At 66.5% G+C, this 25713-nt stretch carries 22 protein-coding genes and 1 riboswitch; of the genes, 6 read left to right on the forward strand and 16 right to left on the reverse strand.

What is annotated here, in order from left to right:
- Positions 1-41: 41 nt before the first annotated feature.
- Positions 42-767: a DUF4136 domain-containing protein gene (locus AC1DFU_RS10220; RefSeq protein ID WP_441591933.1), complete on the forward strand. Its 726-nt coding sequence runs from the start codon at positions 42-44 to the stop codon at positions 765-767.
- Between the two features lie 183 nt (positions 768-950).
- On the forward strand, positions 951-3272 hold the full coding sequence (locus AC1DFU_RS10225; RefSeq protein ID WP_092292297.1) for an NADP-dependent malic enzyme: 2322 nt from the start codon (positions 951-953) through the stop codon (positions 3270-3272).
- Between the two features lie 130 nt (positions 3273-3402).
- Here the strand turns inward: AC1DFU_RS10225 and AC1DFU_RS10230 are convergent, their stop codons facing one another.
- The 8 genes from AC1DFU_RS10230 to AC1DFU_RS10265 all read right to left on the reverse strand — a co-directional run bounded on the left by AC1DFU_RS10230 (position 3403) and on the right by AC1DFU_RS10265 (position 10689).
- Complete coding sequence (locus AC1DFU_RS10230) at positions 3403-3648, reverse strand: hypothetical protein (protein ID WP_092292299.1); 246 nt, start codon at positions 3646-3648, stop codon at positions 3403-3405.
- Between the two features lie 183 nt (positions 3649-3831).
- Entirely contained in the window at positions 3832-4449 is a 618-nt protein-coding gene (locus tag AC1DFU_RS10235; RefSeq protein WP_255370738.1) for a hypothetical protein, read from the reverse strand.
- Positions 4450-4498: 49 nt separating this feature from the next.
- Positions 4499-5176: a VIT1/CCC1 transporter family protein gene (locus tag AC1DFU_RS10240; RefSeq protein ID WP_092292303.1), complete on the reverse strand. Its 678-nt coding sequence runs from the start codon at positions 5174-5176 to the stop codon at positions 4499-4501.
- Between the two features lie 236 nt (positions 5177-5412).
- Positions 5413-6528: a porin gene (locus tag AC1DFU_RS10245; RefSeq protein ID WP_092292305.1), complete on the reverse strand. Its 1116-nt coding sequence runs from the start codon at positions 6526-6528 to the stop codon at positions 5413-5415.
- 145 nt (positions 6529-6673) lie between these two features.
- Positions 6674-7195 carry a 2-oxo-4-hydroxy-4-carboxy-5-ureidoimidazoline decarboxylase gene (uraD, locus tag AC1DFU_RS10250; RefSeq protein WP_441591936.1) on the reverse strand — a complete coding sequence of 174 codons (522 nt, stop codon included), beginning with the start codon at positions 7193-7195 and terminating at the stop codon, positions 6674-6676.
- On the reverse strand, positions 7192-8136 hold the full coding sequence (gene puuE / locus AC1DFU_RS10255; protein WP_092292309.1) for an allantoinase PuuE: 945 nt from the start codon (positions 8134-8136) through the stop codon (positions 7192-7194). Before puuE ends, uraD begins: the two co-directional genes overlap by 4 nt.
- A 228-nt stretch (positions 8137-8364) precedes the next feature.
- Positions 8365-9771, reverse strand: coding sequence for a nucleobase:cation symporter-2 family protein (locus AC1DFU_RS10260; protein WP_092292311.1), 1407 nt, complete (start codon positions 9769-9771; stop codon positions 8365-8367).
- Positions 9772-9942: 171 nt separating this feature from the next.
- A complete protein-coding gene (locus tag AC1DFU_RS10265) occupies positions 9943-10689 on the reverse strand; it encodes a GntR family transcriptional regulator (protein WP_441591938.1) in 747 nt (248 codons plus the stop codon).
- Between the two features lie 355 nt (positions 10690-11044).
- Between AC1DFU_RS10265 and uraH the strand changes: the two genes are divergently transcribed.
- Together uraH and AC1DFU_RS10275 are read left to right on the forward strand one after the other, a co-directional pair.
- The gene (uraH, locus tag AC1DFU_RS10270) at positions 11045-11398 is read left to right on the forward strand and encodes a hydroxyisourate hydrolase (RefSeq protein ID WP_092292315.1); all 354 of its coding nucleotides are present in this window, start codon (positions 11045-11047) and stop codon (positions 11396-11398) included.
- Between the two features lie 31 nt (positions 11399-11429).
- Complete coding sequence (locus AC1DFU_RS10275; protein WP_441591940.1) at positions 11430-12638, forward strand: urate hydroxylase PuuD; 1209 nt, start codon at positions 11430-11432, stop codon at positions 12636-12638.
- Positions 12639-12766: 128 nt separating this feature from the next.
- On the opposite strand, the gene AC1DFU_RS10280 is transcribed toward AC1DFU_RS10275, so the two are convergent.
- The 7 genes from AC1DFU_RS10280 to xdhA form a co-directional block, all read right to left on the reverse strand.
- A complete protein-coding gene (locus tag AC1DFU_RS10280; protein ID WP_441591942.1) occupies positions 12767-13345 on the reverse strand; it encodes a TMEM165/GDT1 family protein in 579 nt (192 codons plus the stop codon).
- Positions 13346-13408: 63 nt separating this feature from the next.
- Positions 13409-13616: riboswitch (yybP-ykoY riboswitch) on the reverse strand.
- A gap of 68 nt (positions 13617-13684) precedes the next feature.
- On the reverse strand, positions 13685-14854 hold the full coding sequence (locus tag AC1DFU_RS10285; RefSeq protein ID WP_441591944.1) for a fatty acid desaturase: 1170 nt from the start codon (positions 14852-14854) through the stop codon (positions 13685-13687).
- A 150-nt stretch (positions 14855-15004) separates the two neighbouring features.
- Positions 15005-16327, reverse strand: a complete 1323-nt coding sequence (gene guaD, locus AC1DFU_RS10290) for a guanine deaminase (RefSeq protein ID WP_441591945.1) — start codon at positions 16325-16327, stop codon at positions 15005-15007.
- A gap of 57 nt (positions 16328-16384) precedes the next feature.
- Positions 16385-17440, reverse strand: coding sequence for an adenosine deaminase (locus AC1DFU_RS10295; RefSeq protein WP_441591947.1), 1056 nt, complete (start codon positions 17438-17440; stop codon positions 16385-16387).
- Positions 17441-17488: 48 nt separating this feature from the next.
- A complete protein-coding gene (xdhC, locus tag AC1DFU_RS10300) occupies positions 17489-18499 on the reverse strand; it encodes a xanthine dehydrogenase accessory protein XdhC (RefSeq protein ID WP_441591949.1) in 1011 nt (336 codons plus the stop codon).
- A gap of 13 nt (positions 18500-18512) precedes the next feature.
- Positions 18513-20858 (reverse strand): xanthine dehydrogenase molybdopterin binding subunit, encoded by a 2346-nt coding sequence (gene xdhB / locus AC1DFU_RS10305; protein ID WP_092292327.1) that lies wholly within the window; start codon positions 20856-20858, stop codon positions 18513-18515.
- Positions 20859-20872: 14 nt separating this feature from the next.
- A complete protein-coding gene (gene xdhA / locus AC1DFU_RS10310) occupies positions 20873-22378 on the reverse strand; it encodes a xanthine dehydrogenase small subunit (protein WP_441591951.1) in 1506 nt (501 codons plus the stop codon).
- Positions 22379-22655: 277 nt separating this feature from the next.
- On the opposite strand from xdhA, the gene AC1DFU_RS10315 reads away from it, so the two are divergent.
- Complete coding sequence (locus AC1DFU_RS10315) at positions 22656-23603, forward strand: LysR substrate-binding domain-containing protein (RefSeq protein WP_092292331.1); 948 nt, start codon at positions 22656-22658, stop codon at positions 23601-23603.
- A 13-nt stretch (positions 23604-23616) separates the two neighbouring features.
- On the opposite strand, the gene AC1DFU_RS10320 is transcribed toward AC1DFU_RS10315, so the two are convergent.
- Positions 23617-24447 (reverse strand): ABC transporter substrate-binding protein, encoded by an 831-nt coding sequence (locus AC1DFU_RS10320; RefSeq protein ID WP_441591953.1) that lies wholly within the window; start codon positions 24445-24447, stop codon positions 23617-23619.
- Positions 24448-24592: 145 nt separating this feature from the next.
- On the opposite strand from AC1DFU_RS10320, the gene AC1DFU_RS10325 reads away from it, so the two are divergent.
- Complete coding sequence (locus AC1DFU_RS10325; RefSeq protein WP_092292333.1) at positions 24593-25690, forward strand: substrate-binding domain-containing protein; 1098 nt, start codon at positions 24593-24595, stop codon at positions 25688-25690.
- The last annotated feature ends 23 nt before the right edge of the window (positions 25691-25713 follow it).

The following is a 25713-nucleotide window of genomic DNA, read 5'->3' on the forward strand; positions in this document are numbered from 1 at the left end:
AACAAGAACGAGGTATCGCGATGTGGAATGCCGTGGCAGGGATGGGTCGACGGGCCGTGGTGGCGCTTGGAGCGCTGGGGGTATTGGGTTTGGCTGGCTGCGCCAGCACGGTGACCACCGAGGTCACCGCCTTCCGGCAGGCCGGGTGGCAAAACGACGCGCCGCGCACCTACGCCTTCGAGCGTGCGCCGATGCCGGCACCGGCCGGTCAGGCAGGGCAGGCCGGGCAACCCGCCGCCCAGCAGCCGCAGGCCCAGCAGTTCTCCGCGCAGGACTCCCAGCTCGAATATGAGACCTACCAGGCGTGGCTGGCCGACGCGCTGGCCGGCGTGGGCTTCGAGCAGAAGCCGCCGGCGCAGGCGCGCTACCTCGTCAGCATGGACTACGGCGCCGTGCCCGGCATGGTGCGCGTGGCCGAAACCTACTATTCCGATCCCTGGTACGGCCCGTGGGGACCGTACTGGGGGCCGTACGGCGGCTACTACCGGCCCTATGGCCCGTGGGGATGGGGGCCGGGTTATCCGGGCTACTGGCCGCCGCAGACCGTGGTGCGCGACGTGCCGGTGACGTTCTCCAGCCTGCGCATCTTCTTCAAGGACGCCGCGAGCGGCAAGCGCGTGTACCAGATCACGGCGCGCAACACCACCGAGGGCGGCAGCCTGGCGGGCGTGATGCCGTACATGATCCGCAGCGCGCTGACCGAATTCCCGTCCGAGAGCGGCCGGCCCCGGCGCGTGACGCTGGAAGTCGACAAGGACAAGAAGTAATCCCCGGCGCGGCGCATGGGACGCGCGCTGGTTCATCCATAAGACAAGGCGATTGCCTACCGTGCGGTAAAAGGAGTTTTGCGCGTGAATCGCGCAAAAACCCCCGCCAGCACGCGGCAAAGCGCAACCAGCCGCGAAATGGCTGGGCTAGAATGGCTCCTCGATTTTTTCCGGTACGAGCAAATGAGCAGCAAGACAAGCGGTGATGCACCGCAACATGCCCCCAATAGCCCTGAAGCGCAGTTGCGTCTCGCCGCGCTGGAATATCACCGCAGCCCGACCAAGGGCAAGATCCAGGTAACCGCCACCAAGGCGCTGTCCAACCAGCGCGACCTGTCGCTGGCCTACTCGCCGGGCGTGGCCTACGCCTGCGAGGAGATCGCCAAGGATCCGTCGATGGCCGCCGAGTACACCTCGCGCGCCAACCTCGTGGCCGTGATCACCAACGGTACCGCCGTGCTGGGCCTGGGCGACATCGGCCCGCTGGCCGGCAAGCCGGTGATGGAAGGCAAGGGCTGCCTGTTCAAGAAGTTCGCCGGCATCGACGTGTTCGACATCGAACTCGATGCCCGCGACCCGGACAAGATCGTCGAGATCGTCGCCGCGCTGGAGCCCACGCTCGGCGGTGTGAACCTCGAGGACATCAAGGCGCCCGAGTGCTTCTATATCGAGAAGAAGCTGCGCGAGCGCATGAACATCCCCGTCTTCCACGACGACCAGCACGGTACGGCCATCATCTCGGCCGCGGCGCTGCTGAACGGCCTGAAGGTGGTGGGCAAGGAAATCGGCAGCGTGAAGGTGGCCGTGTCGGGCGCCGGCGCCGCTGCCATCGCCTGCCTGGACACCATGGTGAGCCTGGGCCTGAAGCGCGAGAACATCTCCGTGGTGGACTCGAAGGGCGTGATCTATGTGGGCCGCGACGCCAACATGGAAGTCAACAAGGCCCGCTACGCGCAGGACACGTCCAACCGCACGCTGGCCGACATCGTCAACAACGCCGATGTGTTCCTGGGCTGCTCCACCGCCGGCGTGCTGACCGGCGAGATGGTCAAGACCATGGCCAACAAGCCCATCATCCTGGCGCTGGCGAACCCGGAACCGGAAATCCGCCCGGAAGTGGCCAAGGCCGCGCGCCCGGACTGCATTATCGCGACGGGTCGGTCGGACTATCCGAACCAGGTCAACAACGTGCTTTGCTTCCCGTACATCTTCCGTGGCGCGCTGGACTGCGGCGCGACGAAGATCACCGAGGAAATGAAGCTGGCCTGCGTGAAGGCGATTGCCGAGCTGGCCGAAGCCGAGCTGAACGACGCCGTGGCCGCCGCCTACGGTGGCCGTGAGCTGAAGTTCGGCCCGGACTACATCATCCCGACGCCGTTCGACCAGCGCCTGATCGAGAAGATCGCGCCGGCCGTGGCGAAGGCCGCCGAGGAATCGGGCGTGGCCACGCGTCCGATCCAGGACCTGGAAGCCTATCGCCAGCAACTGACGCACTACGTCTACCACACCGGCCTGATCATGAAGCCGGTGTTCTCGGCCGCCAAGGCTGCGCCGAAGCGCGTGGCCTACGCCGAGGGCGAGGAAGAGCGCGTGCTGCGCGCCGTGCAGGGCGTGGTGGACGAGGGCCTGGCCAAGCCGATCCTGATCGGCCGTCCGCACGTGATCCAGATGCGCATCGAGAAGGCCGGCCTGCGCCTGCGCCCGGGCGTGGACTTCGAGCTGATCAACCCCGAGGATGATCCGCGCTACCGCGCCTATCACGAGGCCTACCACACGCTGCGCGGCCGCGATGGCGTGACGCCGGACATGGCCAAGGTGGCGCTGCGCCGCTCGAACACGCTGATCGGCACCATGCTGATGCATATGGGCGATGCCGATGCACTGCTGTGCGGCACCGTGGGCCGCTTCGAAGCCCACCTGGAGCACGTGCGCGACGTGATCGGCCTGGCGCCGGGCGCCAAGGTGTTCGCCGCGATGAACGCGCTGATGCTCGAGAAGTACACGCTGTTCATCACCGACACGTTCGTGAACGACGACCCGAGCGCCGAGGAACTGGCCGCCATCACGCAACTGGCCGCCGAGGAAATCCAGCGTTTCGGCCTGCACCCGAAGGTGGCGATGATGTCGCACTCGATGTTCGGCTCGTCGAACCGCCCGTCGGCACGCAAGATGCGCGACGCCGCCGCGATCCTGGCCAAGGTGGCGCCGCAACTGGAAGTGGAAGGCGAGATGCAGGGTGATGCCGCCCTGGTCGAGGACGTGCGCCGTCACTTCCTGCCGAACACCAAGCTGGCCGGCAGCGCCAACCTGCTGGTCATGCCGACGCTGGATGCCGCCAACATCGCCTTCAACCTGCTCAAGATCACGGGCGGACAGGGCGTGACGGTGGGCCCGATCCTGCTGGGCGCGGCCAAGCCGGTGCACATCCTGAACCCGCAGGCCACCACGCGGCGTATCATCAACATGACGGCCGTGGCCGTCGCGGAGTCGAGCGCGGTGCGCTAAGCCGCGCTACCTGCCGAAACCGCCGGTACCAAAGAAAAACCGGGCCTGAGGAAACTCAGGCCCGGTTTTTTCATGTCGGTGCGCTGGCAGCGTCTGCCGGGGTTGCCAGCGCGTCGGCGGGGCGATTGCACTATTGCAGCACGTTGTACTGCTCCCGCATTACCACGATGATCGAGCGTGCCGCTGCCATGCGATGGGACAGGTCGTCGAAGGTATCCTCGCGAAAATCAACCTCAGCGCTCCAGTTGCAACCCGTATGGTCCGGCTGGTGCACGCGCATCGCGTGAAGTTCCGCCTCGCCGCATTCAGGGTTGTTGTCCAGGCACTGGCTCAGGATAGCCATCAATTCCGACCGGGTCTTCGCATAGCGCCTCATGAGTCACCTCTTTGGTTCGCCGCGGGATTCGCGCTGGTTCGTGGTCCGGCCCACAGTCCGGACAATTAATCTATGCAGCGGGCGGGGCAGTCGCCAATTGAATCCGCCTATGGAGCGCCGGCTTCCGATCCTGGCATCTATCCCGCAGCGCAGCAATCGCCGCCGTCCTGGCCATCCGCTGCGCTAGAACGCGATCCCCATCGACACCACCACCACCTGCGCCGACGAAGCAGGATTGAACCAGTACACGCCCGCGGTGACCCGCTTGAACGTCACCTGCGCAAACGGACCGCGTTGAATGTCGCGATCCGACTGATAGGCGCGCGTCCGCTGCACCGCCAGGCCGAGCCGGAGCCAGTCCGCCGGCCGATAGGCGAGTTCGCTCCACGCGTAGACGTAGCTCGATTCGCGCTCGCGCTGGTCATGCACGTATTCGATCTCGATGTAGTAATCGAACTTCCGCCAGGCAAGACTGGCCTCCAGGCCGCCGATCGGGCCTCGGACGTCGCCGCCGACCCAGCCCACGATCGGCGTAGCGGAGTAGGTGAGGGCTTCGCCGCCGGCGAACGTCCACCCGACGAAGGCCGACATTGCGCGTCGCGCCTCGTAGTTGACCCGCGTCTCCAGACGCAGCGCGCCAACATTCGCGCCGACGATGCCGGTCACATACTGCTCGCCATGACGCGGTATGTTCCAGTAGGCCGTGGCGGCGAGGCTTTTCTCCGGGCCGCCGGCTTCCTTCTCGTTTTCCCCCGCTTCGGCATGCGCGTCCTGGCAGGCCATGGCGATTGCCATTGCCATGCCGACGCCGCCGACGCCGCCGACTATCGCCCGGCATCGGGGGCTCATGTCAGCCACCCAGTGCGATGACCGCCATGGTCAGCGCCAGACCCAACGCCAGCATGCCGATGCCAGCGCGTATGGCGCCAAAGCCTGCATAGTGCCCGAGCGCCATGCCACCCACGAACAGCATGATCATCGAGAGCGCGCGTGAGATCAGCAGCGCAAGCGGCACGTGGTCGATCAGAACGAACGGCAGTGCCACCGGGAACGTCGACAGCACGACGATGAAGAAAATGCGCACCGCGCCAAGCCAGTCGGCGGCGTCGAGGGCGGGGCGCGACGGCAGGGTGGTCGCGCCGGCCAGCCGGGTGCGGATGGCTTCGAGTTCGGCGTCGTCGACCAGCGTCCTCATCACCGGCGGCAGCGTGTCGCGGATGATCCGCACGGCTTCCGCGGGATCGGCGGCGTGCTGCACCGCCAGCGCCAGCTTGATCCGCTGGCCGCGGTTGGCCAGCGTCCGCACGAGGAACATGACCGCGTCGACGAGCCCCCAGGCAAGGTTGCAGCCCAAGGCCGCGCGTAGCATCAGGTGCCCTGCGTCTGGACCGACCGAAGTGGAGACGGCGCCCACAAACGTCAGGGCCATGAACAGTCCAAACAACATCTCTGACACGCGATCGACGACATCGAGCACGGGCTCGCGTGTTTCCGCTGCGTTCTCGATGGCGATCTGATTCGGATTCATGAGGCGTCGTTCCTCGCAAAGTGCCGCCAGCCTGACCTATTTATAGGCGGATTTTTGCAAGGATTCGCTTGGCCGAAAGGCCCGATCGCGCCAATCGCCGCTGGTAGCCGGAATGAGGACGCGATGGGGCGTGCATCATGATGCACCGTCCGTGTGCGGCCCAAAAAAAATGCCGTCCAGCACCTGGCTGGACGGCATCGCCGCCGAAACGGCCTCTTACTGACCGGTGACCCGGATCAGAACTTGTGGCGCATGCCCACGCCAAAGGTATCGCCGTGCTCGAGGCCGGTGATCTTGTCGTAGAAATACGCTGCGTACACGTCGGTGCGCTTCGACAGGTTGTAGTCGTAGGCCACCGCGAACGTGTTGCGCTTGAAGCTGGCCACTTCGTTCAGCGTCTTCACGTAGCCGTACGACGCCAGCACGTTACCCGCGCCCACCGGCACCGAGACGCCGGCCTGGCCGTCCATGTGCTTGATGTCGCCGTTGACGTTGGCGTTGACGTCGCTCTTGATGTACTGGCCCTGCGCGAACACCTTCACGACCTTGAAGTCGTACGACAGGCCGACCTGCACGGCGTTCTGCTTGTCGAAGCCCTGGATGTACGGGCTGTTGGGGCTACCGGTGGAGCCGGTCAGGTCGCCCGGCGTGCTGTCGAACTTGACCTGCTGGTAGGCCACCGTCGCGGCGAAGTTGCCGGCGAAGTACGTCAGGTTGGCGCCGAACTTGTTCTTGCTGTTGTTGCCGGCCGACTCACCCAGGCTGTAGATGAAGTTGGCGGTCAGGCCGCCGAACGTCGGCGTGGAGTAGACGATCGAGTTGTTCCAGCCCGAATCGCCGATGATGCCCGGATCGTACAGCCGGCCGTTGTTGACCGTGAAGTACGTGTGGAAGATCTGCGGCGAGAACACATACGAGTCGACGAGCGGGTTGAACAGGATCGTCGAGACGAAGTACGGCGTGGTGTTGCGGCCGAGCTTGACCGAGCCGTAGGTGTTGTTCTGCAGGCCGACGTAGGCATTGCGGCTGAACATCGAGTCGCCGTTGAAGCGGCCCATCGAACCGGTGTCGGTGCGGAAGAAGCCGTTCAGGTCGAAGATGGCCTTGGTACCCATGCCCAGGTCCTCGACACCCTTGATCCCCCAGTACGACGTCTGCATGCCGCCCGAATTGGCCACAAAGGCCCGGTCGCCGTTGCCCGGGCTCTTGACGCCACCGACGAACATGTCGGCCTGGCCGTACAGCGTGACGCTGGACTGGGCCATGGCCGCGCCGGAAAAGAGCATGGCGGCGACGGCCGCCAGCTTGATCGCCGGCTTGGACGCCGGCTTGTAGTTGTACTGCTTCTGCATGGTAAAGACCTCCGTGGTTGTGATGCCTGCTCAGAACGTTTCTTGTGTGTGCCGGAACCCTTCTGGGTCTCTCTGGTGTGCCGAACGTTGCTGCCTATCTTTCTCTCTCTCTTCTCCAGTTGCCGCGCGATGGGTGACGCGGCGACTAAGTCGCGGATACTAAGTCGTTCAGCCGGAACTGCGCAATGCGATGAATCTGATTGATGCAACTTTGCAACTCCACCTCGGGCGGGTTTTCGAGGCGGCTTGCAAAAGCGTCGATGATGCCGTGGCGGTCATAGCCGCGAACGGCCAGGATGAACGGGAAGCCGAATTTCTGGTTGTAGGCGGCGTTGAGCGCCTGCAGTCGTTCGAACTCCTCGGCCGTGCATTGGTCGAGTCCCGCGCCGGCCTGCTCGCGCGTGGATTCCGCAGTCAGCTCGCCGCGCACCGCGGCCTTGCCGGCCAGCTCCGGGTGGGCGCGCACCAGCTTGAGTTGGGCGGCCTCGCCCGCGGCATCGACGGCACCGCGCAGCGCAGCGGCCAGCGCGGCGGCATCGGCGAACGGGCGCTGCCGTGCGGCCGTCTCGGCGAACCAGGGCGAATGCTCGTAGATGCCGCCTAGTACTTCGACGAATTCGACCTCGGGCATCGTGTTGAGTTGGGCGAGGGTGTAGGTCGTGCTCATGCCTGGCTCCCGTGCGGATGGGTCTCGATCCAGTGTCGGGCGATGTCCACGCGCCGGCAGATCCATACCTTGTCGTGCGCTTGCACGTAGTCGAGGAAGCGCTGCAGCGCGCGGAAGCGCCCCGGGCGGCCGAGCAGCCGGCAGTGCATGCCGATCGACAGCATCTTGGGACGGTCCTGGCCCTGGGGGTCGCCCTCGGTATAGAGCACGTCGAACGCGTCCTTCAGGTACTGGAAGAACTGGTCGCCCGTGTTGAAGCCCTGCGGCGTGGCGAAGCGCATGTCGTTCGAGTCGAGCGTGTACGGCACCACCAGATGCGGCTTCTTCTTGCCGCCGGTGACTTCCACCTCGGTCCAGAAGGGCAGGTCGTCGCCGTAGTAGTCGGCGTCGTACAGCAGGCCGCCGTGCTCGACCACCAGCCGGCGCGTGTTGGGGCTGTCCCGGCCTGTGTACCAGCCGAGCGGCATTTCGCCAGTCAATTCCTTGATGATTTCCATCCCGATGCGCATGTGCTCGCGCTCGGTGGCTTCGTCGATGTTCTGGTAGTGAATCCAGCGCCAGCCGTGGCAGGCGATCTCGTGGCCCAGCTCGACGAACGCGCGCGTCAGCTCAGGATGGCGCTGGAGCGCCATCGACACGCCGAAGATCGTCAGCGGCAGCTTGCGCTGCTCGAACTCGCGCAGGATGCGCCAGACCCCGGCGCGCGAGCCGTACTCATACACGCCTTCCATGCTCATGTGCCGCTCGGGATAGGCCGCGGCACCGATGATCTCGGACAGGAACTGCTCGGAGCCGGCGTCGCCGTGCAGCACGTTGTTCTCGCCGCCTTCCTCGTAATTGAGCACGAACTGCAGCGCGATGCGCGCGCCGCCCGGCCAGCGGGCGTGCGGCGGGTGGGCGCCGTAGCCGATGAGATCGCGTGGATAGTTATCGTGTGTCATCTCTTATATGTCTGCTTCAGGAGAAATCTGCTGCTCGCATGAGCGAAGGTTTCGATTGTTGTCATCGCCCCTGGCTGAAGCGACTTCACTTACGCAAAGCGCGTGCCAGAGGCGTCTCATGCGAGTCCGGCGTTGTTGACATGTTTTAGCGATGGTTGCGTACCAAATACCGTCAAGAACTGTCGGACAAAAATGTTGAATACGATTGTTGGATCAGGATTGTCGGGCTCACTCCGTGCCGTGGGAGTTGGCCGCCGCGTTGCGCATGGCCTCGTCGGCGGACTGCATGCCGTTGAAGAACAGGTTCAGCACGACCGCGACGATGGTGCCCAGCACGATGCCGCTGTGCGTGAACGGATCGGTCCACTTGGGCAGGTACTGGAACAGCGTGGGCGAGAGCGTCGGGATCATGCCGAAGCCGATGGAGATCGCCACGATGAACAGGTTGTGCCGGTTGCGCGTGAAGTCGCAGCTACCCAGGATGCGGATGCCCGATGCGGCCACCATGCCGAACATCACGATGCCGGCGCCGCCGAGCACGAACTGGGGCACCGACGCCACGATGTGCGCCATCTTCGGGAACAGGCCGAACGCGATCAGGATCACGCCGCCGGCCGCCGCCACGTAGCGCGAGCGCACGCCGGTCACGGTGACCAGGCCTACGTTCTGCGAGAACGAGGTGTACGGGAAGGTGTTGAAGATGCCGCCGATCACGGTGCCCAGGCCGTCGGCGCGCAGGCCGGCGGTCAGGTCGTTGCGGCTCAGCTTGCGGCCGGTGATGTCGGAGAGGGCCAGGAACATGCCGGTGGACTCCACCAGCGTGATCAGCATCACGATGCACATCGACAGGATGGCCGTGATCTCGAACGTCGGCATGCCAAAGTGGAACGGCGTGATGACGGCCACGAAGCTGGCGTCGCCCAGGCCCTCGAACGAGACCTTGCCGAACGCCGCCGCCACCACCGTGCCGATCACGATGCCGAGCAGCACCGCGCAGTTGGCGATCAGCCCCCGGCCATAGCGCGAGAGCAGCAGGATCACCAGCAGCACCAGGCCGGCGATGGCCAGGTTGCCGAGGTCGCCGTAGGCGAGGTTGGGCACGTCCTTGACCACGCCGTCGATCACGCTGCGCGTGGTCGGCTGCCCGCCGCCGGCCCAGTTGATGCCCACCCGCATCAGCGACACCCCGATCAGCGTGATCACCGTGCCGGTCACCACGGGCGGAAACAGCCCGAGCATGCGCCCCATCATCGGCGCAATCAGCACGCCGAACACCCCTGACGCGATCACCGCGCCGTAGATGCCGAGCAGGCCCACGTTGGGGTCGTTGCCGATGGCGATCATCGGCGCCACCGAGGCAAACGTCACGCCCATCATCACGGGCATGCGGATACCGAACTTCCAGAAGCCGATGGCCTGGATCAGCGTGGCGAGCCCGGCCGCGAACAGGTCGGCATTGATCAGGAACGCCAGCTGGTCCTTGGGCAGCTTGAGCGCCCCGCCGACGATGAGGGGCACGGCAACGGTGCCGGCGTACATCACCAGCACGTGTTGCAGGCCCAGCGCCAGCAGGCGCCCGGAGGGCAGCCGCTCGTTGGTGAGGTCCGTGGGGACCGTGGTGCTTGCGGAAGTCATGGGTGTGTCTCCTCTCCTTTGGTTTTGATGGGAACGCGCGCCGGGGTCCATGGCCTCTTGTTGTTATGAGGGTCTCGCGCCGTGCCTCTGGCGGGCGTTGGGGGCGTCGAGATTTGTGGGCCTGGCATCGGCAACAGGGGTCTGCTGTTGTCCGGCGGCGGGAACATCGCGCTAGGTGGAGCGGCCCAGCACGCTGCGAAGATCGAAATTGCCGGGTTCGTCCGGCTGCACGCGGTCCGCGCAGGCGCCAAGGTGGTGCGCCATGCGTGACTGGGCGAGGGCGGCGTCGCCCTGTTCCAGTGCGTCGAGAATGTCGTCGTGTTCGTCGAACGAGCACGCGTTGTGGCCGGGGGCCTCCACGCTGGCGATCATCAGCGTGGTGCGCGAGACCAGCCGGCGCATCATCGTCACCAGCAGGGCATTGCCGGACAGCTCGGCCAGCGCGGTGTGGAATTCAGCCGAGAGCCGGATCCAGCGCGGGCGCTCATGCGTCAGGAAGGCCTGCCGTTCGGACTCCACCATCTTGCGCAGCGGGGCGATCACGGTGCGGACGTTGGGCAGGCTGGCGAGCTTCTCCAGCACGGCGCGCTCGAGCATCTGGCGCAGCTCGAACATGTCGTGCGCCTCGTCGGTGGACGGGCTGGCGATGAAGGCGCCCCGGTTCGGTTCGAGATCGACCATGCCGTCCGCGGCCAGCCGGGAGAGCACCTTGCGCACGGTGTGGCGCGCGGTGGCATAGATCTCGCAAAGCGAATGCTCGGTCAGCTTGGTGCGGGGCGGCAGCCGGTGCTCCATGATCGCGTCGTAGATCTCGTGGTACATGCGCTCCTCCACGGAGCCCTTGCGGGCTGGCTTGTTGTCGGAGGGGGTGGACTGGGCTTCGGCCACGGCGGCAATCAGTTTGAGATTCTTGGACATCCAGGGCACTCGCAAGGGAGACAGAGGGGATGATCGGGAGGCGCAACGATCCTGGCGAGTGGGTATCAAGCCGACATCAGGCGTCTTGATACTGGTCATGTCATCGCGTGGATCTAAAAATTGTTGACAATTATTTGGATATGCAAGCACTATTGTCAACAAAACCTGAGAAGGTTTTCGACAAGTACGGGAAATCCCCGAGTTGTCATCCGGGTTGGGCGGGCGCATTGTCGCCACGCACCAATCCAGCGCCGGGATGCGTTAAATGACGTACCGAGCGGGCATCATTCCCACAAATGGTGCTAGTGAAGGCAGCGGCGCCCCTCACAACCCACACCCGCAAAGGAAGAACAGGATGGGACGCTTGACCACTCACGTTCTCGACACGGCCGCCGGCACGCCCGGCAAGGCGATGTCGGTCACCCTTCATAAAATTGTCGACAATCGCCGCGAGACGCTCAAGCGCCTCGTGACCAACCACGATGGCCGTTGCGACCAGCCGCTGCTGGAAGGCGATGCGCTCGTGGCAGGCGTGTACGAACTCGAGTTCGGCGCCGGCGACTATTTCCGTGCCCAGGGCGTGCAGTTGCCCGAACCGGCATTCCTCGACGTGGTGACGCTGCGCTTTGGCATTGCCGACACCGCTGCGCACTACCACGTGCCCCTGCTGGTGTCGCCGTGGTCGTACTCGACCTACCGCGGCAGCTGAGTACCAGGCGGACGGGAAAAGGAGACAAGTCATGGAAGGTTACATTCTCGACTGGGCCAACATGCTGTTGCGCTGGGTGCACGTCATCACGGCCATCGCGTGGATCGGTTCCTCGTTCTATTTCGTCTGGCTCGACAACAGCCTGACGCCCCCCGGCGATCCGGCCCTGAAGGAGAAGGGCGTCGGCGGCGAACTTTGGGCCGTGCATGGCGGCGGGTTCTACAACCCGCAGAAGTACATGACCGCGCCCAAGGCGCTGCCCGAGAACCTGCACTGGTTCTATTGGGAGTCCTACTCCACGTGGATGACCGGCTTCGGCCTGCTGGTGGTGCTGTACCTGTTCAACGCCAGCACCTACCTGATCGACAAGAACGTGTTCGACATGTCGCCCGGCGCGGCGGTCGGCTTCGCGGTCTCGTACCTGATCATCGGCTGGGTGGTCTACGACTCGATCTGCCGGCTGTTCGGCAAGAGCGACCGCCTGGTGGGCATCCTGGTGGCGGTGTTCGTGGGCGTGGCGGCGTATGCGGCCTGCCACATCTTTTCGGGCCGCGCGGCGTTCCTGCTGACCGGCGCGATGATCGCCACGATCATGAGCGGCAACGTGCTGATCTGGATCATCCCGGGCCAGCGCAAGGTCGTGGCGGCGCTGAAGGCCGGCCAGCCGGTGGACCCGATCCACGGCAAGCGCGGCAAGCAGCGTAGCGTGCACAACACCTACTTCACGCTGCCGGTGCTGTTCGCGATGCTGTCGAACCACTACAGCATGACGTACGCGCACAAGCAGAACTGGCTGGTGCTGATCCTGATCATGCTGGCCGGCGTGCTGATCCGCCAGTTCTTCATCCTGAAGCACAAGGGCAAGATCAACGTGGCGTGGCCGGCTGCCGGCGTGGCGCTGCTGGGTGTGGTGGCGGTGATGATTGCGCCGCAGCCGCGTCCGCAAGTGGCCAGCAACGCCGCGGGCGACGCCGCCAACGCGGTGAGCTTCGCCAAGGTGCAGGAAATCGTGAACGCCCGCTGCGTGCAGTGCCACGCGGAGGCGCCCAAGATGATGCCGACTGCCGCCAAGGGCATCAAGCTCGATACCGTCGACGAAATCAAGGCGCATGCGCAGCTGATCTACCAGCAGGCGGTGCAGCAGAAGGCCATGCCGCTGGGCAACGTCACGCAGATCACGGAAGACGAGCGCGCGCTGCTGGGCCAGTGGTTCGAGGGCGGCGCGAAGACCACCAACTGAATTTGACCGGGCATCGGTGATCGACGGTCCGGGGCTGTGCAGTCCCGGCGGCCGGCAGTACCGGACCGGCGAGGGTTTGAACGGGGCGCAAGCCCCGTTTTTTTATAGCGCGACGACTCTGGCTTGTCTCAGTGGCCGCCGACGTTGAACAGCGCCAGCAAGCCGAGCACAAGGAAGATCACCGCGGCGATCTTGTGCACGAGGGCGATCGGCATCCGGTTGGCGAAACGGTCGCCGAGCAGCACGGCGGGCGCGTTGGCCAGCATCATGCCGAACGTGGTGCCTGCCACGACGGCCAGCACTTCGCCATGGAAGCGTGCTGCCAGGGCCACAGTGGCGATCTGCGTCTTGTCGCCCATTTCGGCGAAGAAGAAGGCGACGATCGTGGTGCCGAGGATGCTCAGGGCACCGTTGGCCGGCTTGGCTTCCTCTGCCTCGTCGAGCTTGTCCGGAATCAGCATCCAGCCGGCCATGGCGATAAAGCCGAGGCCGAGGATCCAGCGCAGCAGGTTGGCGCCGAGCACCTGCGTGATCCAGCCGCCGAGCGCGCCGGCGAAGCCATGGTTGACGAGGGTGGCGATCAGGATGCCGACGATGATCGGCAGGGGTTTGCGATAGCGCGCGGCCAGCACGAGCGACAGCAATTGCGTCTTGTCGCCCATTTCTGCGAGCGCGACGATACCTGTGGAGACGAGGAACGATTCCATTCTTATAGGATTGATACCGGGCCGCACACGCATCGCGAGATGCCAATGACGCACACCTTTCCCGGCCCGGCCAGAAAGGTATGGTCATCGGTCTCGCCAGGCGTTGGACATAGGAGTCAGGCACGAAGCCCGCTCGGGTCCTGCGCTGCGTACGCCATAACCGTTGATGCTGGACACCACGGTCAAGTCTGTTGACGTACGCCCCTGTCTGCCGTGTGCCGCATTGCGCGGCGCGGTGAGACGAGGGCGGCTACTCCCCAATGGAAGTCGTAATTGTACTAAAAGGCGGCGGACACTGTCCACCGCCTTTGGCATGGCTGTTGGGCAATGCGGGTCAGGTCAGACCGGCACGGGCGAGTTGTCGCTGGTCTGGCGGCCGCGGAAGTCGGTCCAGCACAGGGCCTTGAAGTCGTACAGCTTGCAGCGGCGCGCCGTGCGGAAGTACCAGCGCCACGAGAAGTTCTCGATGATGATGCGGCCCGGCAGCGCATGCTCCAGCAGGGCCTGGGCGCGCTTGAGCCGGTACAGCGGCACGCTCATGTCCACGTGGTGCGCGGTGTGCTCCATGATGTGGTGGAGCGCGGCGCCGATGCCGAAGCGGAAGCGCAGGTGCACGGTGGTCGAGACGAACGGCTGGGCCTTGGCCCACATCGGCTTGGTGTCGTACCACGCCACGCTCGTGTGCGTGTGGTGGACATACAGCACGAAGCCCACGGTCAGGTTCCAGATCAGGAAGGGCAGCACGAAGCCGGCGCCGACCAGCCCCAGGACCGACTGGTCCGTGGCCACGGCCAGCCAGGCCAGCGCACCGATCCAGATGGCGCCGAAGGTGGCCACCAGCGTGCAGTCCCACATGAAGATCGCGCGGCGCGTGGCCATCTGGCGCTTGCTCGGGAAGAACAGCTTGAACCACCAGATCTCGATCAGGTAATAGAGTCCGGCGCCGAAGCCATTGCGGTAGACCCGCTCCATCACCCGGCGCCAGCGCGGCAGCGCGCGGAATTCCTCGAGCGAGTAGGGCGCCCAGACGAAGTCGAAGCCCTTGAGGTTGGTGTACCCATGGTGGACCACGTTGTGGCCGACTTCCCACAGGCTGTAGGGCGTGAGCGACGGCAGGAACGTCAGCCGGCCGAGCCATTTGTTCAGGCCACGGCGGTCCGTCAGGCTCTGGTGGCAGGCATCGTGGCCGATGATGAACAGCCGGGCGATCACCAGACCCAGCAGCACGCCGAGGCCGAGCTTGGCCCACCCCTGCGGCGCCAGGACCACGCCGGCCAGCACCGCGGCGAAGATCGCGTAGTCGAGCGCGAACAGCGTCAGCGCGCGTGCCACGCTGCGCTCGCCGAGCGGAATCAGCCAGCCACGGATGGTCTTGCGGTTAGGGAAGGGGGCCTCGAAGGCGATGGGTTCCGGCAGGGGAACGCCGGCGAGCTTGCGGGGCGGGTGGGCAGGGTGGGAAGCCGGCTCAGCAGTCTGGGCCGGCGATACATCCAGAGATCGGGCAGTCATGTCAGTCTTTTTGGGTCTGTCTTGGCGCACCCGATAGCCGGGGGCGGGCAATGCGACAGCCTAGAAGGCTTTGATGACGGTTGTGTTGATGCTGGTCAAGGCGGACGGGCGACAACACGTATTTGCCTGCCGTCCGTCGCCCAAAAGCGATCAACCCGCCAGTTCCCGCGTGGCTTCGCCCATGATGTAGACGTTGTCCACTACGCGGTCGTCGCCGAGCATGGCGAAGGCGAACAACTGCTCTTCGAGCGTCTCGGAGCGGCTGCTGCGGCGGGCGATCAGCGGCGTGGCCTCGGGGTCCAGCACCAGGAAATCGGCCTCGCAGCCCACGGAGAAGCTGCCGATGCGGTCCGCCCAGCCCAGCGCCTCGGCCGCGCCGCGCGTGGCCAGGTAGAACATGCGCAGGGCGGTCAGGTGGTAGCCGCCCATGCGCGCCACCTTGTGTGCCGCGTTCATGGTGCGGAACATCGAGAACGAGGTGCCGCCACCCACGTCGGTGGCCAGCGTCACGTTCAGGCGGTGGGCATCGGACTGGTGGAAGTCATAGAAGCCGCTGCCCAGGAACAGGTTCGAGGTGGGGCAGTGCGCCACGGCGGCGCCGCTGTCGGCCAGCCGGCGGCGGTCGTCCTGGTCGAGGTAGATCGCGTGGCCGTAGAACGCGCCGGGGCGCAACAGGCTGTAGCGGTCGTACACGTCCAGGTAGCTGCGGGCGTCGGGGAACAGCTCGGCCACCCATTTCACCTCGTCGCGGTTCTCGGCCACGTGGGTCTGGATGAAGGCGTCCGGATGCGCGCGCGCCAGTTCGCCGCAGGCGGCCAGTTGCGCCTCGGTGGAGGTCGGCGCGAAGCGCGGCGTGATCGCGTAGGCGAGCCGGCCCTTGTTGTGCCACTTCGAGATCAGGTCGGCGGAGTCCCGCGCGCCGCTCTCGGCCGTGTCGCGCAGGAAGTCCGGGCAGTTGCGGTCCATCATCACCTTGCCCGTGATCATGCGCAGGTTGCGGTCCTGGCTCGCGGCGAACAGGGCGTCGGCGGAGGTGGCGTGCACCGTGCTCCAGACCATCGCCGTGGTGGTGCCGTTGCGCAGCAGTTCGTCGGCGAAGAACTCGGCCACGGCCCGCGCGTAGGCGGGCTCGCTGAAGCGGCGTTCCTCGGGGAAGGTGTAGGTGTCGAGCCAGTGCAGCAGGCCCGGCGACGGCGACGCGATGATGTCGGTCTGCGGATAGTGCACGTGCGTGTCGATGAACCCCGGCACGAGCAGCTTGCCGCGATGGTCGACCACCTCGGCACCGGCCGGGATGTCGCGCGCCAGGTCCTCGTACAGCCCCACGGCGGCGATGCGGCCGTCCGTGACGAGCATCAGGCCATCTTCCCAATATTGATACGCCTCCTCATGGAACTGCGGATCGCGCAGGAAGTGGAGGATGCGGCCGCGAATGGCGCGGGTCGTGGCGGGATTGGGGGAAGTGGTGGTCATCTTCTCGTCTCAGGGGCGGCCGGACCTGGGGGTCCGGCGTCTTGTTTATGCGCCCGGTCAGGTCGTGGGAGCCGTCGCGGGCGGGTTCTCGGGCGTGGCGGACCAGAAATGGTCCACCTCGGCCAGGTAGTCGGCCTTCTGCTTGGCGGGCAGGAAGGCCGCTTCGAAGCTGTTGCGGGCCAGCTTGTAGGCGTCGGCGGCGTCCAGCGGCAGCGCGGCGAACGAGGCTTCCCAGTTGGCGTTCATGTAGCCGCCGAAATAGGCTGGATCGTCCGAATGCAGCGTCACGGCCACGCCGGCATCGAGCAGGCGCTTCATCGGATGGTCGCGCAGGTCGGGGTAGACCATCAGCTTCTGGTTCGACAGCGGGCATACCGTCAGCGCGATGCGCTCGCGCGCCAGCCGCTGCACCAGGGCCTCGTCCTCGACGGCGCGCACGCCATGGTCGATCCGCTCCACACCGAGGATGTCGAGCGCATTGATCACGTACTGCGGCGGGCCCTCCTCGCCGGCATGGGCCACGCGATGCAGGCCGAGCGCCTTGGCGCGGGCGAACACGCGCGCGAATTTCTCGGGCGGATGGCCCTTTTCGGACGAATCCAGCCCCACGCCGACAAAGCGGTCGCGGTAGGGCAGGGCCGCCTCGAGCGTCTCCAGCGCGGCGACTTCGGACAGGTGGCGCAGGAAGCAGAGGATCAGGCTGCTGGAGAAGTCGTACTCGGTGCGGGCCTGGGCCAGCGCGTCGGCAATGCCGTCGATGATCACGCCCATCGGCACGCCGCGTTCGGTATGGGTCTGCGGATCGAAGAAGATCTCGGCATGGCGGACGTTGTCGGCGGCGGCGCGCTTGACGTAGTCCATCGTCATGTCGAAGAAGTCTTCCTCGGTCAGCAGCACGCTGGCGCCGGCGTAGTAGATGTCGAGGAAGGACTGGAGATCGGTGAACGCGTAGGCTGCGCGCAGCGCCTCCACGTCGGGGTAGGCCAGCTTGACCTGGTTGCGCTGGGCCAGCCGGAAGATCAGCTCGGGTTCGAGCGTGCCTTCGATATGCACGTGCAGTTCGGCCTTGGGAGTACGGCGGATGCTGTCCGCGAGCGCGGCATCGATGGTCATGGGGCCTCTTTTATGTCTTGGGCGGCTGCCGGATCGCGGCGGCCGAAGTTACGGATGCATCGCTTCCGCCTGGCTGGCGGCCAGCGCCGCAGCGCGCTGGTCGCGCACCTGAAGCAGCTGGGCGACGATGGCTACCGCAATCATAGCCGGTGCCTTGTTCGTAATGCCGGAGACTCCCATGGGACACGTCATTTCCGGGAAGCGGGCCGGGTCGATCCCGTGCTCCGCCATCCGGTGTTCGAACTTCGCGCGCTTGGTTTTCGAGCCGATCAGGCCGAAGTAGGCGTAGTCCGTGCGGCGGAAGATGCGCTCGCAGAGCGCCTGGTCCAGCGCGTGGCTGTGGGTCATGACCAGGAAATACGCGCCGGGCGGGGCCTGGTCGACCACGGCCTCGGGGGTATCGGAAGCCTCGGCCTCGACGTTCTCGGGCAGCCCGCCCGGGAACAGCGTGTCGCGCTCGTCCACCCAATGCACGCGGCAGGGCAGCGTGGCGAGCACCTTGACCAGCGCATGGCCGACGTGGCCGGCGCCGAACAGCACCACGTGCATGTCGTCGGGCACCAGCGTGTCGATCCAGGCGCCGTCGGGGCGCAGGGTCACGGACGGCAGCAGCGCGCGGCTCGGCGCCACGGTGACGGGGCCGGCGGCCGGCACGGTCCGCTCCAGCGCCTTGCCACTGGCGAAGGCGGCGTCCACGGCCTCGAGCCAGCCCAAGTCCTCGGCGCCGAGCACCTCGAACGCCAACTGCACCACGCCGCCGCAGCACTGGCCCAGCGACGGGCCGAGCGGAATCCGCTCGATGCGGCGGGCGGCGGTGCCGGCGCCATGGGCACCCTCGGCGGCCATCATCGACCGGGCGATGTCCATCCCGCGCCATTCAAGGTGCCCGCCGCCGATCGTGCCGACCAGATCGCCGGCCGTGACCAGCATGCGGATGCCGGGCTCGCGCGGCGCGGAGCCCTTGACCTCGACGATGGTGACCATCGTCACAGGCACGCCGGCGCGCACCCAGCGGGCGGCGTCGGCGAAGCGGAAGGGTTTGAGCGGGGCGTCCTGCATGATGATGGCCGCCTCAGGCGCGCGCCGCCTGCACCGCTTCCACGGCATCGAGGATGGCCTCGCTCGTGGCCGGGGCGCGCAGCGGCGGGTTGATGCGATAGTCGCCTACCGCCGCGATGGCGTCGCGGATCGCGAAGAACACCGAGAACGGCAGCAGCAGCGGCGGCTCGCCGACGGCCTTCGAGCGGTGGATGCTGTCCTCCACGTTGCTGTTCTGGAACAGCCGCACGTTGAAGTCCTCCGGGCAGTCGTTGATGGTCGGGATCTTGTAGGTGGACGGCGCGTGCGTCATCAGCTTGCCGTTCGGGTTCCACCACAGCTCCTCGGTGGTCAGCCAGCCCATGCCCTGGATGAATGCGCCCTCCACCTGGCCGATGTCGATGGCCGGGTTCAGGGACTTGCCGGCGTCGTGCAGCGCATCGGCGCGCAGCAGCTTCCATTCGCCAGTCAGCGTATCGACGAGCACTTCCGAGCACGCCGCGCCGTAGGCGTAGTAATAGAACGGCCGGCCCTGCAGGGCCTTCTGGTCCCAGTGCAGCTTGGGCGTGGTGTAGAAGCCGTCCGACCAGAGCTGCACGCGGGCCACGTAGGCTTCGCGGGCCAGGTCGCCGAAGGACAGGCGCAGTTCGCCGGCCACCACGAGGTCATCGCCGAAGCGCACCGTGTCGGCGTCCACGCCGGCTTTGCGCGCCGCGAAGGCGGCCAGCCGCTCGCGGATCTGGCGCGCGGCGTCCTGCGCGGCCTTGCCGTTCAGGTCGGCCCCGGTGGAGGCGGCCGTCGCCGAGGTGTTGGCCACCTTGCTGGTATCGGTGGCGGTCACGCGCACGCGTTCCAGGCGGATGCCCAGCTCGTGCGCCACCACCATCGCCACCTTGGTGTTCAGGCCCTGGCCCATTTCTGTGCCGCCGTGGTTCACCAGTACCGAGCCATCGTTGTACACGTGCACCAGCGCGCCGGCCTGGTTGAAGTGCGCCACGTTGAACGAGATGCCGAACTTCACCGGCGTGATGGCGATGCCCTTCTTGAGCACCGGGCTCGTCGCGTTGAACGTGCGTGTGGCGGCGCGCCGGGCCTGGTACTCGCTTGATGCCACCAGCTCGTCGATCAGCTCGTGGATCACGTTGTCTTCCACGGTCTGGCCGTACGGCGTGACGTTGCGCTCGCCCTTGCCGTAGAAGTTGGCGCGGCGCACGTCCAGCGAGTCCTTGCCGACGTTGCGGGCGATGTTGTCGAGGATGTATTCCACCGCGAACGCGCCCTGCGGGCCGCCGAAGCCACGGAAGGCGGTGTTGCTCTGCGTGTTGGTCTTGCCGCAGTAGCCGTCGATCTGCACGTTCGGCAGCCAGTAGGCATTGTCGAAGTGGCAGATCGCGCGGGTCATCACGGGGCCGGACAGGTCCGCCGAGAAGCCGGCGCGCGACACCATCTCCACCTGCACGCCCTCGATGCGGCCCGCGTCGTCGTGGCCGACCTCGAAGTCGAACACGAAGTCATGGCGCTTGCCGGTGATCATCATGTCGTCGTCGCGGTCCGGACGCAGCTTCACCGGGCACAGCAGCTTCCAGGCCGCCAGCGCGGCGCAGCAGGCGAACATGGCCGACTGCGATTCCTTGCCGCCGAAACCGCCGCCCATGCGCCGGCACTCCACCAGCACCTGGTGCGCGTGCCAGTTGAGCATGTGCGCCACGGCGTGCTGCATTTCGGTGGGGTGTTGCGTCGAGCACCAGACGTGCATGCCGTCGTTCTCGCGCGGCGCGGCGTAGGCGATCTGGCCTTCGAGGTAGAACTGCTCCTGCCCGCCGAGCTGGATCTTGCCGGCATCGCGGTGGGTGGCCCCGTCGATGTGCGCGCGCGGCGCGCCACGGGTCAGGTGCATCGGCGGCAGCACATAGCTGCCGGCGGCGTGGGCGGCCTCGGGCGAGAGCAACGGCGGCAGGTCTTCGTAGTCGATCTCGGCCAGGCGGGCGGCGCGGCGCGCGGCGTCGTGCGACGACGCCACCACCACGAAGATCGGCTGGCCGATGAACTGCACCACGTCGCGCGCCAGGATCGGGTCGTCGTGGATGATCGGGCCGCAGTCGTTCACGCCGGGGATGTCATCCACGGTCAGCACGGCCACCACGCCGGGCGCGGCGCGCACCTTGTCGAGCGACATGGCGCGCAGCCTGGCATGGGCGCGGGCGCTCATGCCCAGCGCGGCGTGCAGCGTGCCGGCCAGCTCGGGGATGTCGTCGGTATAGGTGGCGGTGCCGGCCACGTGCAGGTGGGCGGATTCGTGCGGGCGCGAGATGCCGACTTGCGGCGAGGCTTCGGCGGCCACGCTGGCGTCGAGCAGGAAGGGTTCGGTCTGCTTGTTCATGGTGCGGGCTCTCCTCAGGCGCTCACGGGTTCGCCGGCGCCGAGGGCGCGGACGTTGACCACGGCGGCGGGCAGCGGGTCGGCGCGCGTTTCCAGCCAGAAGCGATAGAGCAGGTTGGCGGCGCCGCGCGCGCGGTAGGCGGCGGTGGCGCGCATATCGGTCAGCGGCTGGTAGTCCTGGCCGAGTGCGGCCATGCCGGCGCGGGCGGTGGCTTCGTTCCACGGCTGGCCGACCAGGGCGGCTTCGGTGAGGGCGCCGCGCTTGGGCGTGGCGGCCATGCCGCCGAAGGCGACGCACGCCGCCGTGACGATGCCGCCCTCCACGGTGATGGCAAACGCGGCGCAGACGGCCGAGATGTCCTCGTCGAACCGCTTCGACAGCTTGTACGTCCGGAAATGCTGCGGGCCCCGGGAGCCCTTCGTCGGCACGCGCAGCCCGGCGACGAACTCGCCCTCGGCCATCGCCGTCTTCTGGTAGGCGAGGTAGAGGTCCTCGAGCGGCATGGTGCGGCGCGTCTCGCCGCGCTGGAGCACCACCTCCGTGCCGAGCGCGATCAGCGCCGGCATCGAGTCGCCGATCGGCGAGCCGTTGGCGATATTCCCGCCCAGCGTGCCGGCATTGCGGATCGGCAGCGAGGCAAAGCGCTTCCACATCTCGTCGAGTTCCGGGTGGGCGGCGGTCAGCGCCGCGTAGGCGCGCTCCAGCGTCACGGCGGCACCGATCTCGAGGAAGCCGTCGCGCTCGGCCACGGTGTTCAGGTCTTCCACCTGCCCCACGTAGAGCAGGTTGCCGAGTTCACGGAACTGCTTGGTTACCCAGAGACCCACGTCGGTGCTGCCGGCCAGGATGCGGATGCCGGGCTCGGCGGCCTTGATCGCCCCGAATTCGGCGGCGGTGCGCGGGGCGTAGAAATGCTGGCCGCGCACGCTGTAGTGGAAGGTCTCGCCGCGCTTGAGGTTGCGCAGCGTGTCGGCGATCTGCTTCGGATTGAGCTTGCTGGCGGCGGGCGCGGGCAGCGCCATCATGCGCTGGCCGGCGTCGATGATCGGCCGGTAGCCGGTGCAGCGGCACAGGTTGCCGGTCAGGGCGTCGCAGATCTCCTGGCGCGCCGGGGGCTCGCCGCCGGGCGTGTGCTGCTGGTACAGCGCCCACAGTGACATCACGAAGCCGGGCGTGCAGAACCCGCACTGGGAGCCGTGGCACTCCACCATGGCCTCCTGCACCGGGTGGAGCGTGCCGTCCGCCTGGCGCAGGTCTTCCACGGTGATCAGGGCCTTGCCGTCGAGCGTGGGCAGGAACTGGATGCAGGCGTTCACGGCCTTGAAGGCCACGTCGCCGCCATCCTGCAACTCGCCGATCACGACGGTGCAGGCACCGCAGTCACCTTCGGCGCAGCCTTCCTTGGTGCCGGTGCAGCGCACGTCCTCGCGCAGGTACTGCAGGACCGTGCGGGTCACCGAGGCGTCGGACACTTCCTGGACCTGGCCGCGGTGGAAAAAGCGGATGGTTTGCGTCTCCATGGTCTTCTCTCTTTCGGGGATGGCGGAAACATAGCACCGGCCACTTTCATGCAATATTCGGCCCAGGTGATATGCCCCATCAATGCGCGACCGCTGGCGCGGTCCGGCGCCGTCTTCCCCGCCTGGAACCCAGCGCGGGCGCGGCTTGCCGGCGGACTCCGGGTCTTCCCGTAGTGCGCCGGCATTTGACCGCCCGTGGGGTGCCTGACATACACTATGCGCCGTTCCCATCCCCCACGCCAGCCACGCCCGCCCCCGGGTGCCGCCGGTTCTCGCCATGCACGGACGCGACCATCTCGATACCTATTTGCTGCGGGTGCTGCACACCCTGCTCACCGAGCAGAGCGTGACCCGCACCGCCGTGCGCCTGGGCCAGTCGCAGCCAGCCATCAGCAACACGCTGAAGCGGCTGCGCGAGATCACCGGCGACGCCATTCTGGTGCGCGGCAAGAGCGGCATGGTGCCGACCGAGCGCGGCCGCGAGCTGCTGGCGCTGGCCGAGCAGAGCCTGGCGGCAATGGACCGCATCGCCCGGCCGCCGCAGCAATTCGACCCCGCCACCACCACGCGCACCTTCCACCTGGGCGCGCCCGATTATCTGGATGCCTTCTTCCTGCCGAATATCGTCGAGCGGGTGCGGCGGCTGGCGCCGGGGGCCAAGCTGTTCGTGCATCCGATGACGCAGGCGAGCGATTTCCTCGATGCGCTGGAGCAGGGCCATCTGGACATCGTGGTCGGCAACTGGCTGTCGCCGCCCGAGCACCTCCATATCTCGCCGCTGTTCGACGACGAAGTGGTCTGCATGCTCGGCGCCCAGCACCCGCTGGCCCGCAACGGGCTGACGCTGCGCCACTACCTGGAGATGCCGCACCTGGCCCCGGCGCCGTACGCGTCGATGCAGCGCAGCATGATCGACCAGGCGCTGGCCGAGCAGGGCTACAAGCGCAACATCCAGGTCACGCTGCCGTACTTCGGCCTGGTGCCCTACGTGCTGATGAAGACGGATATGGTGTTCACCACGGGCCGCCAGTTCGCCGCGCATTACGCGCAGTACCTGCCGATCCGGATGGTGGCGTCGCCGGTGCCGTTCCCGCGCATGCGGTTCTACCAGCTATGGCACGAGCGCTGCCACGCAGCGCCCGATGTGATGTGGATGCGGCGGATGATCGCCGAGGTGGCCGCCGACCTGCCGCAGCTGCCGCGGCTGGAGGCCACGGCAGTCTGAGCAATGGGTGGGTTTACTTCCCTTCGTAGCTCGGGAAGAACAACTGTTCGCCGTCCACCTTGTAGCTGGCGATGGTCTGCTGGCCTTCCTTCGATGTGACCCACTCCACGAACTTCATCGCGTCCGTGTAGTTCGTGCCCGGGTGCTTGGCCGGGTTCACGGCGATCACGCCGTACGGGTTGAACATCTTCGGATCGCCCTCGATGGCAATCGCCAGCCCGGTCTTGGCGCGATAGGCGCCATAGGTGGCGCGGTCGCTCAGGGTGTAGCCGGGCATCTGCGCCGCCATGGTCAGCACCTCGCCCATGCCCAGGCCGGCATTCACGTACCACGGCTGGCCCTTCGGCTCGATGCCGGCACGCTTCCAGTAGTCCTTTTCCATCACATCGGTGCCCGAGTTGTCACCGCGCGAGATGAACTTGCTGCCGCTGGCGGCCAGCTTCTTGAACCCGGCGATGACGTCCTTGCCGCCCTTGACGTGTGCCGGGTCGCCGGCCGGGCCGACGACGATGAAGTCGTTGTACATCACGTCGCGCCGGTTCACGCCGTAGCCGGCGGCCACGAATTCATCCTCCATCTTGCGGGCGTGCACCAGCAGCACGTCCACGTCGCCCATCTCGCCCATCTTCATCGCCTTGCCGGAGCCCACCGCGATGACCTTTACGTTGACGCCGGACTTCTGCTCGAACTTCGGCAGCAGGTATTTCAGCAGGCCGGAATTCTCGGTACTGGTGGTGGTGGCCATCTTGAGTTCGCCGGCCTGCGCAGCGGAAAGTGTCGACGCCAGCACAAGCACGGCGGCGACGTGGGTCGCGCGGGGGAGGGGGAAGCCAGTGCGGGACATCGATCGTTCCTTTATTATGTTTTCGAAAACACAATTGCCACGACGCTGATGCTTCGTGGAGAATGGGTGGACAAACATCGTGAAACACGGGGCACACGATTGTTATCCGGCCACATTGTTCCTGTAAATATGCAAGGTATTTCATATGACGTTCAGGTTTGACCTGTTCCCGGTCATTGCCGCCGATGACAATCCGCGTGCCAACGGCAAGGTGTTCCAGCTGCTGAAGGCGGTGCGCGAGACGGGGTCGCTGCACCGCGCCGCGCAGGAGATCGGGCTGTCGTACCGGCACGCCTGGGGCGTGATGCGTAACTGGGAAGAGATGCTGGGCCGCAGCATGCTCGACATGGAGCGCGGGCGGGGCGCCTCGCTGACGCGCTTCGGGGAGCGGCTGCTGCGCGCCGAATCGCGGCTGCGGGAGACCATCGATCCCGCCGTGCAGAAGGCCATGGCCGATTTCCTGCTCGAACTCGACGACGCCGTGCAGCCGCAAACCGTGGTGCATTTCTCCGGCAGCCACGATCCGGCCATGGAAGTGCTGTCGACGGCACTAAGGGACGCGCCGAGCGCGCTCCAGCTCGACACCGTGTTCTGCGGCAGCGTGGAAGGGCTGATCTGCCTCCAGGAGCGCCAGTCGGAATTGGCCGGCTTCTATGTCTCGCCGATCCAGACCGCCGGGTCGGTCGCCCATGTGACGCTGCGCAAATGGCTGCGGCCCGCCACGGTGCGGCTGGTACGGCTGGCGTGGCGCGAGCAGGGGCTGATCGTGGCGCCCGAGGTGGCGCGCGAGATCCGCGACCTGCGCGACCTCGTTCGCACCGGTGCACGCTTTATCAACCGCCAGCGCAGTTCGGGCACGCGCATGCTGTTCGACCAGCTGCTGGCCGCGCAGGGGCTCTATCCGGACCAGATCACCGGCTACGAAGACCCCGAATTCAGCAATGACAAGGTGGCCGAGGCCGTGCAGGCCGGCCGCGCGCAGGTGGGTTTCGGTCTGCGGATGAACGCCGAGCAGCACGGGCTGGGCTTCGTGCCGCTCACGCGCGAGGCGTACTACCTGGCCCTGCGCAAGAACGATGCGACCGCGCCGTGGATGGGCGCGCTGCTGGCGCTGCTGGCCGATCCGGCCTTCGCGCGCCGCATCGAGGCGCTGCCCGGCTACACGGCTGCCGAGCCGGCCGGCATCCTCACCCCGCAGGAAGCGCTGCCCTGGTTCGGCGCGGACGGCAAGGAAGGCGCCTGAGCGGGGCCATCGCCCGGTCCGCC

Source organism: Cupriavidus sp. 10L45 (assembly GCF_056395225.1).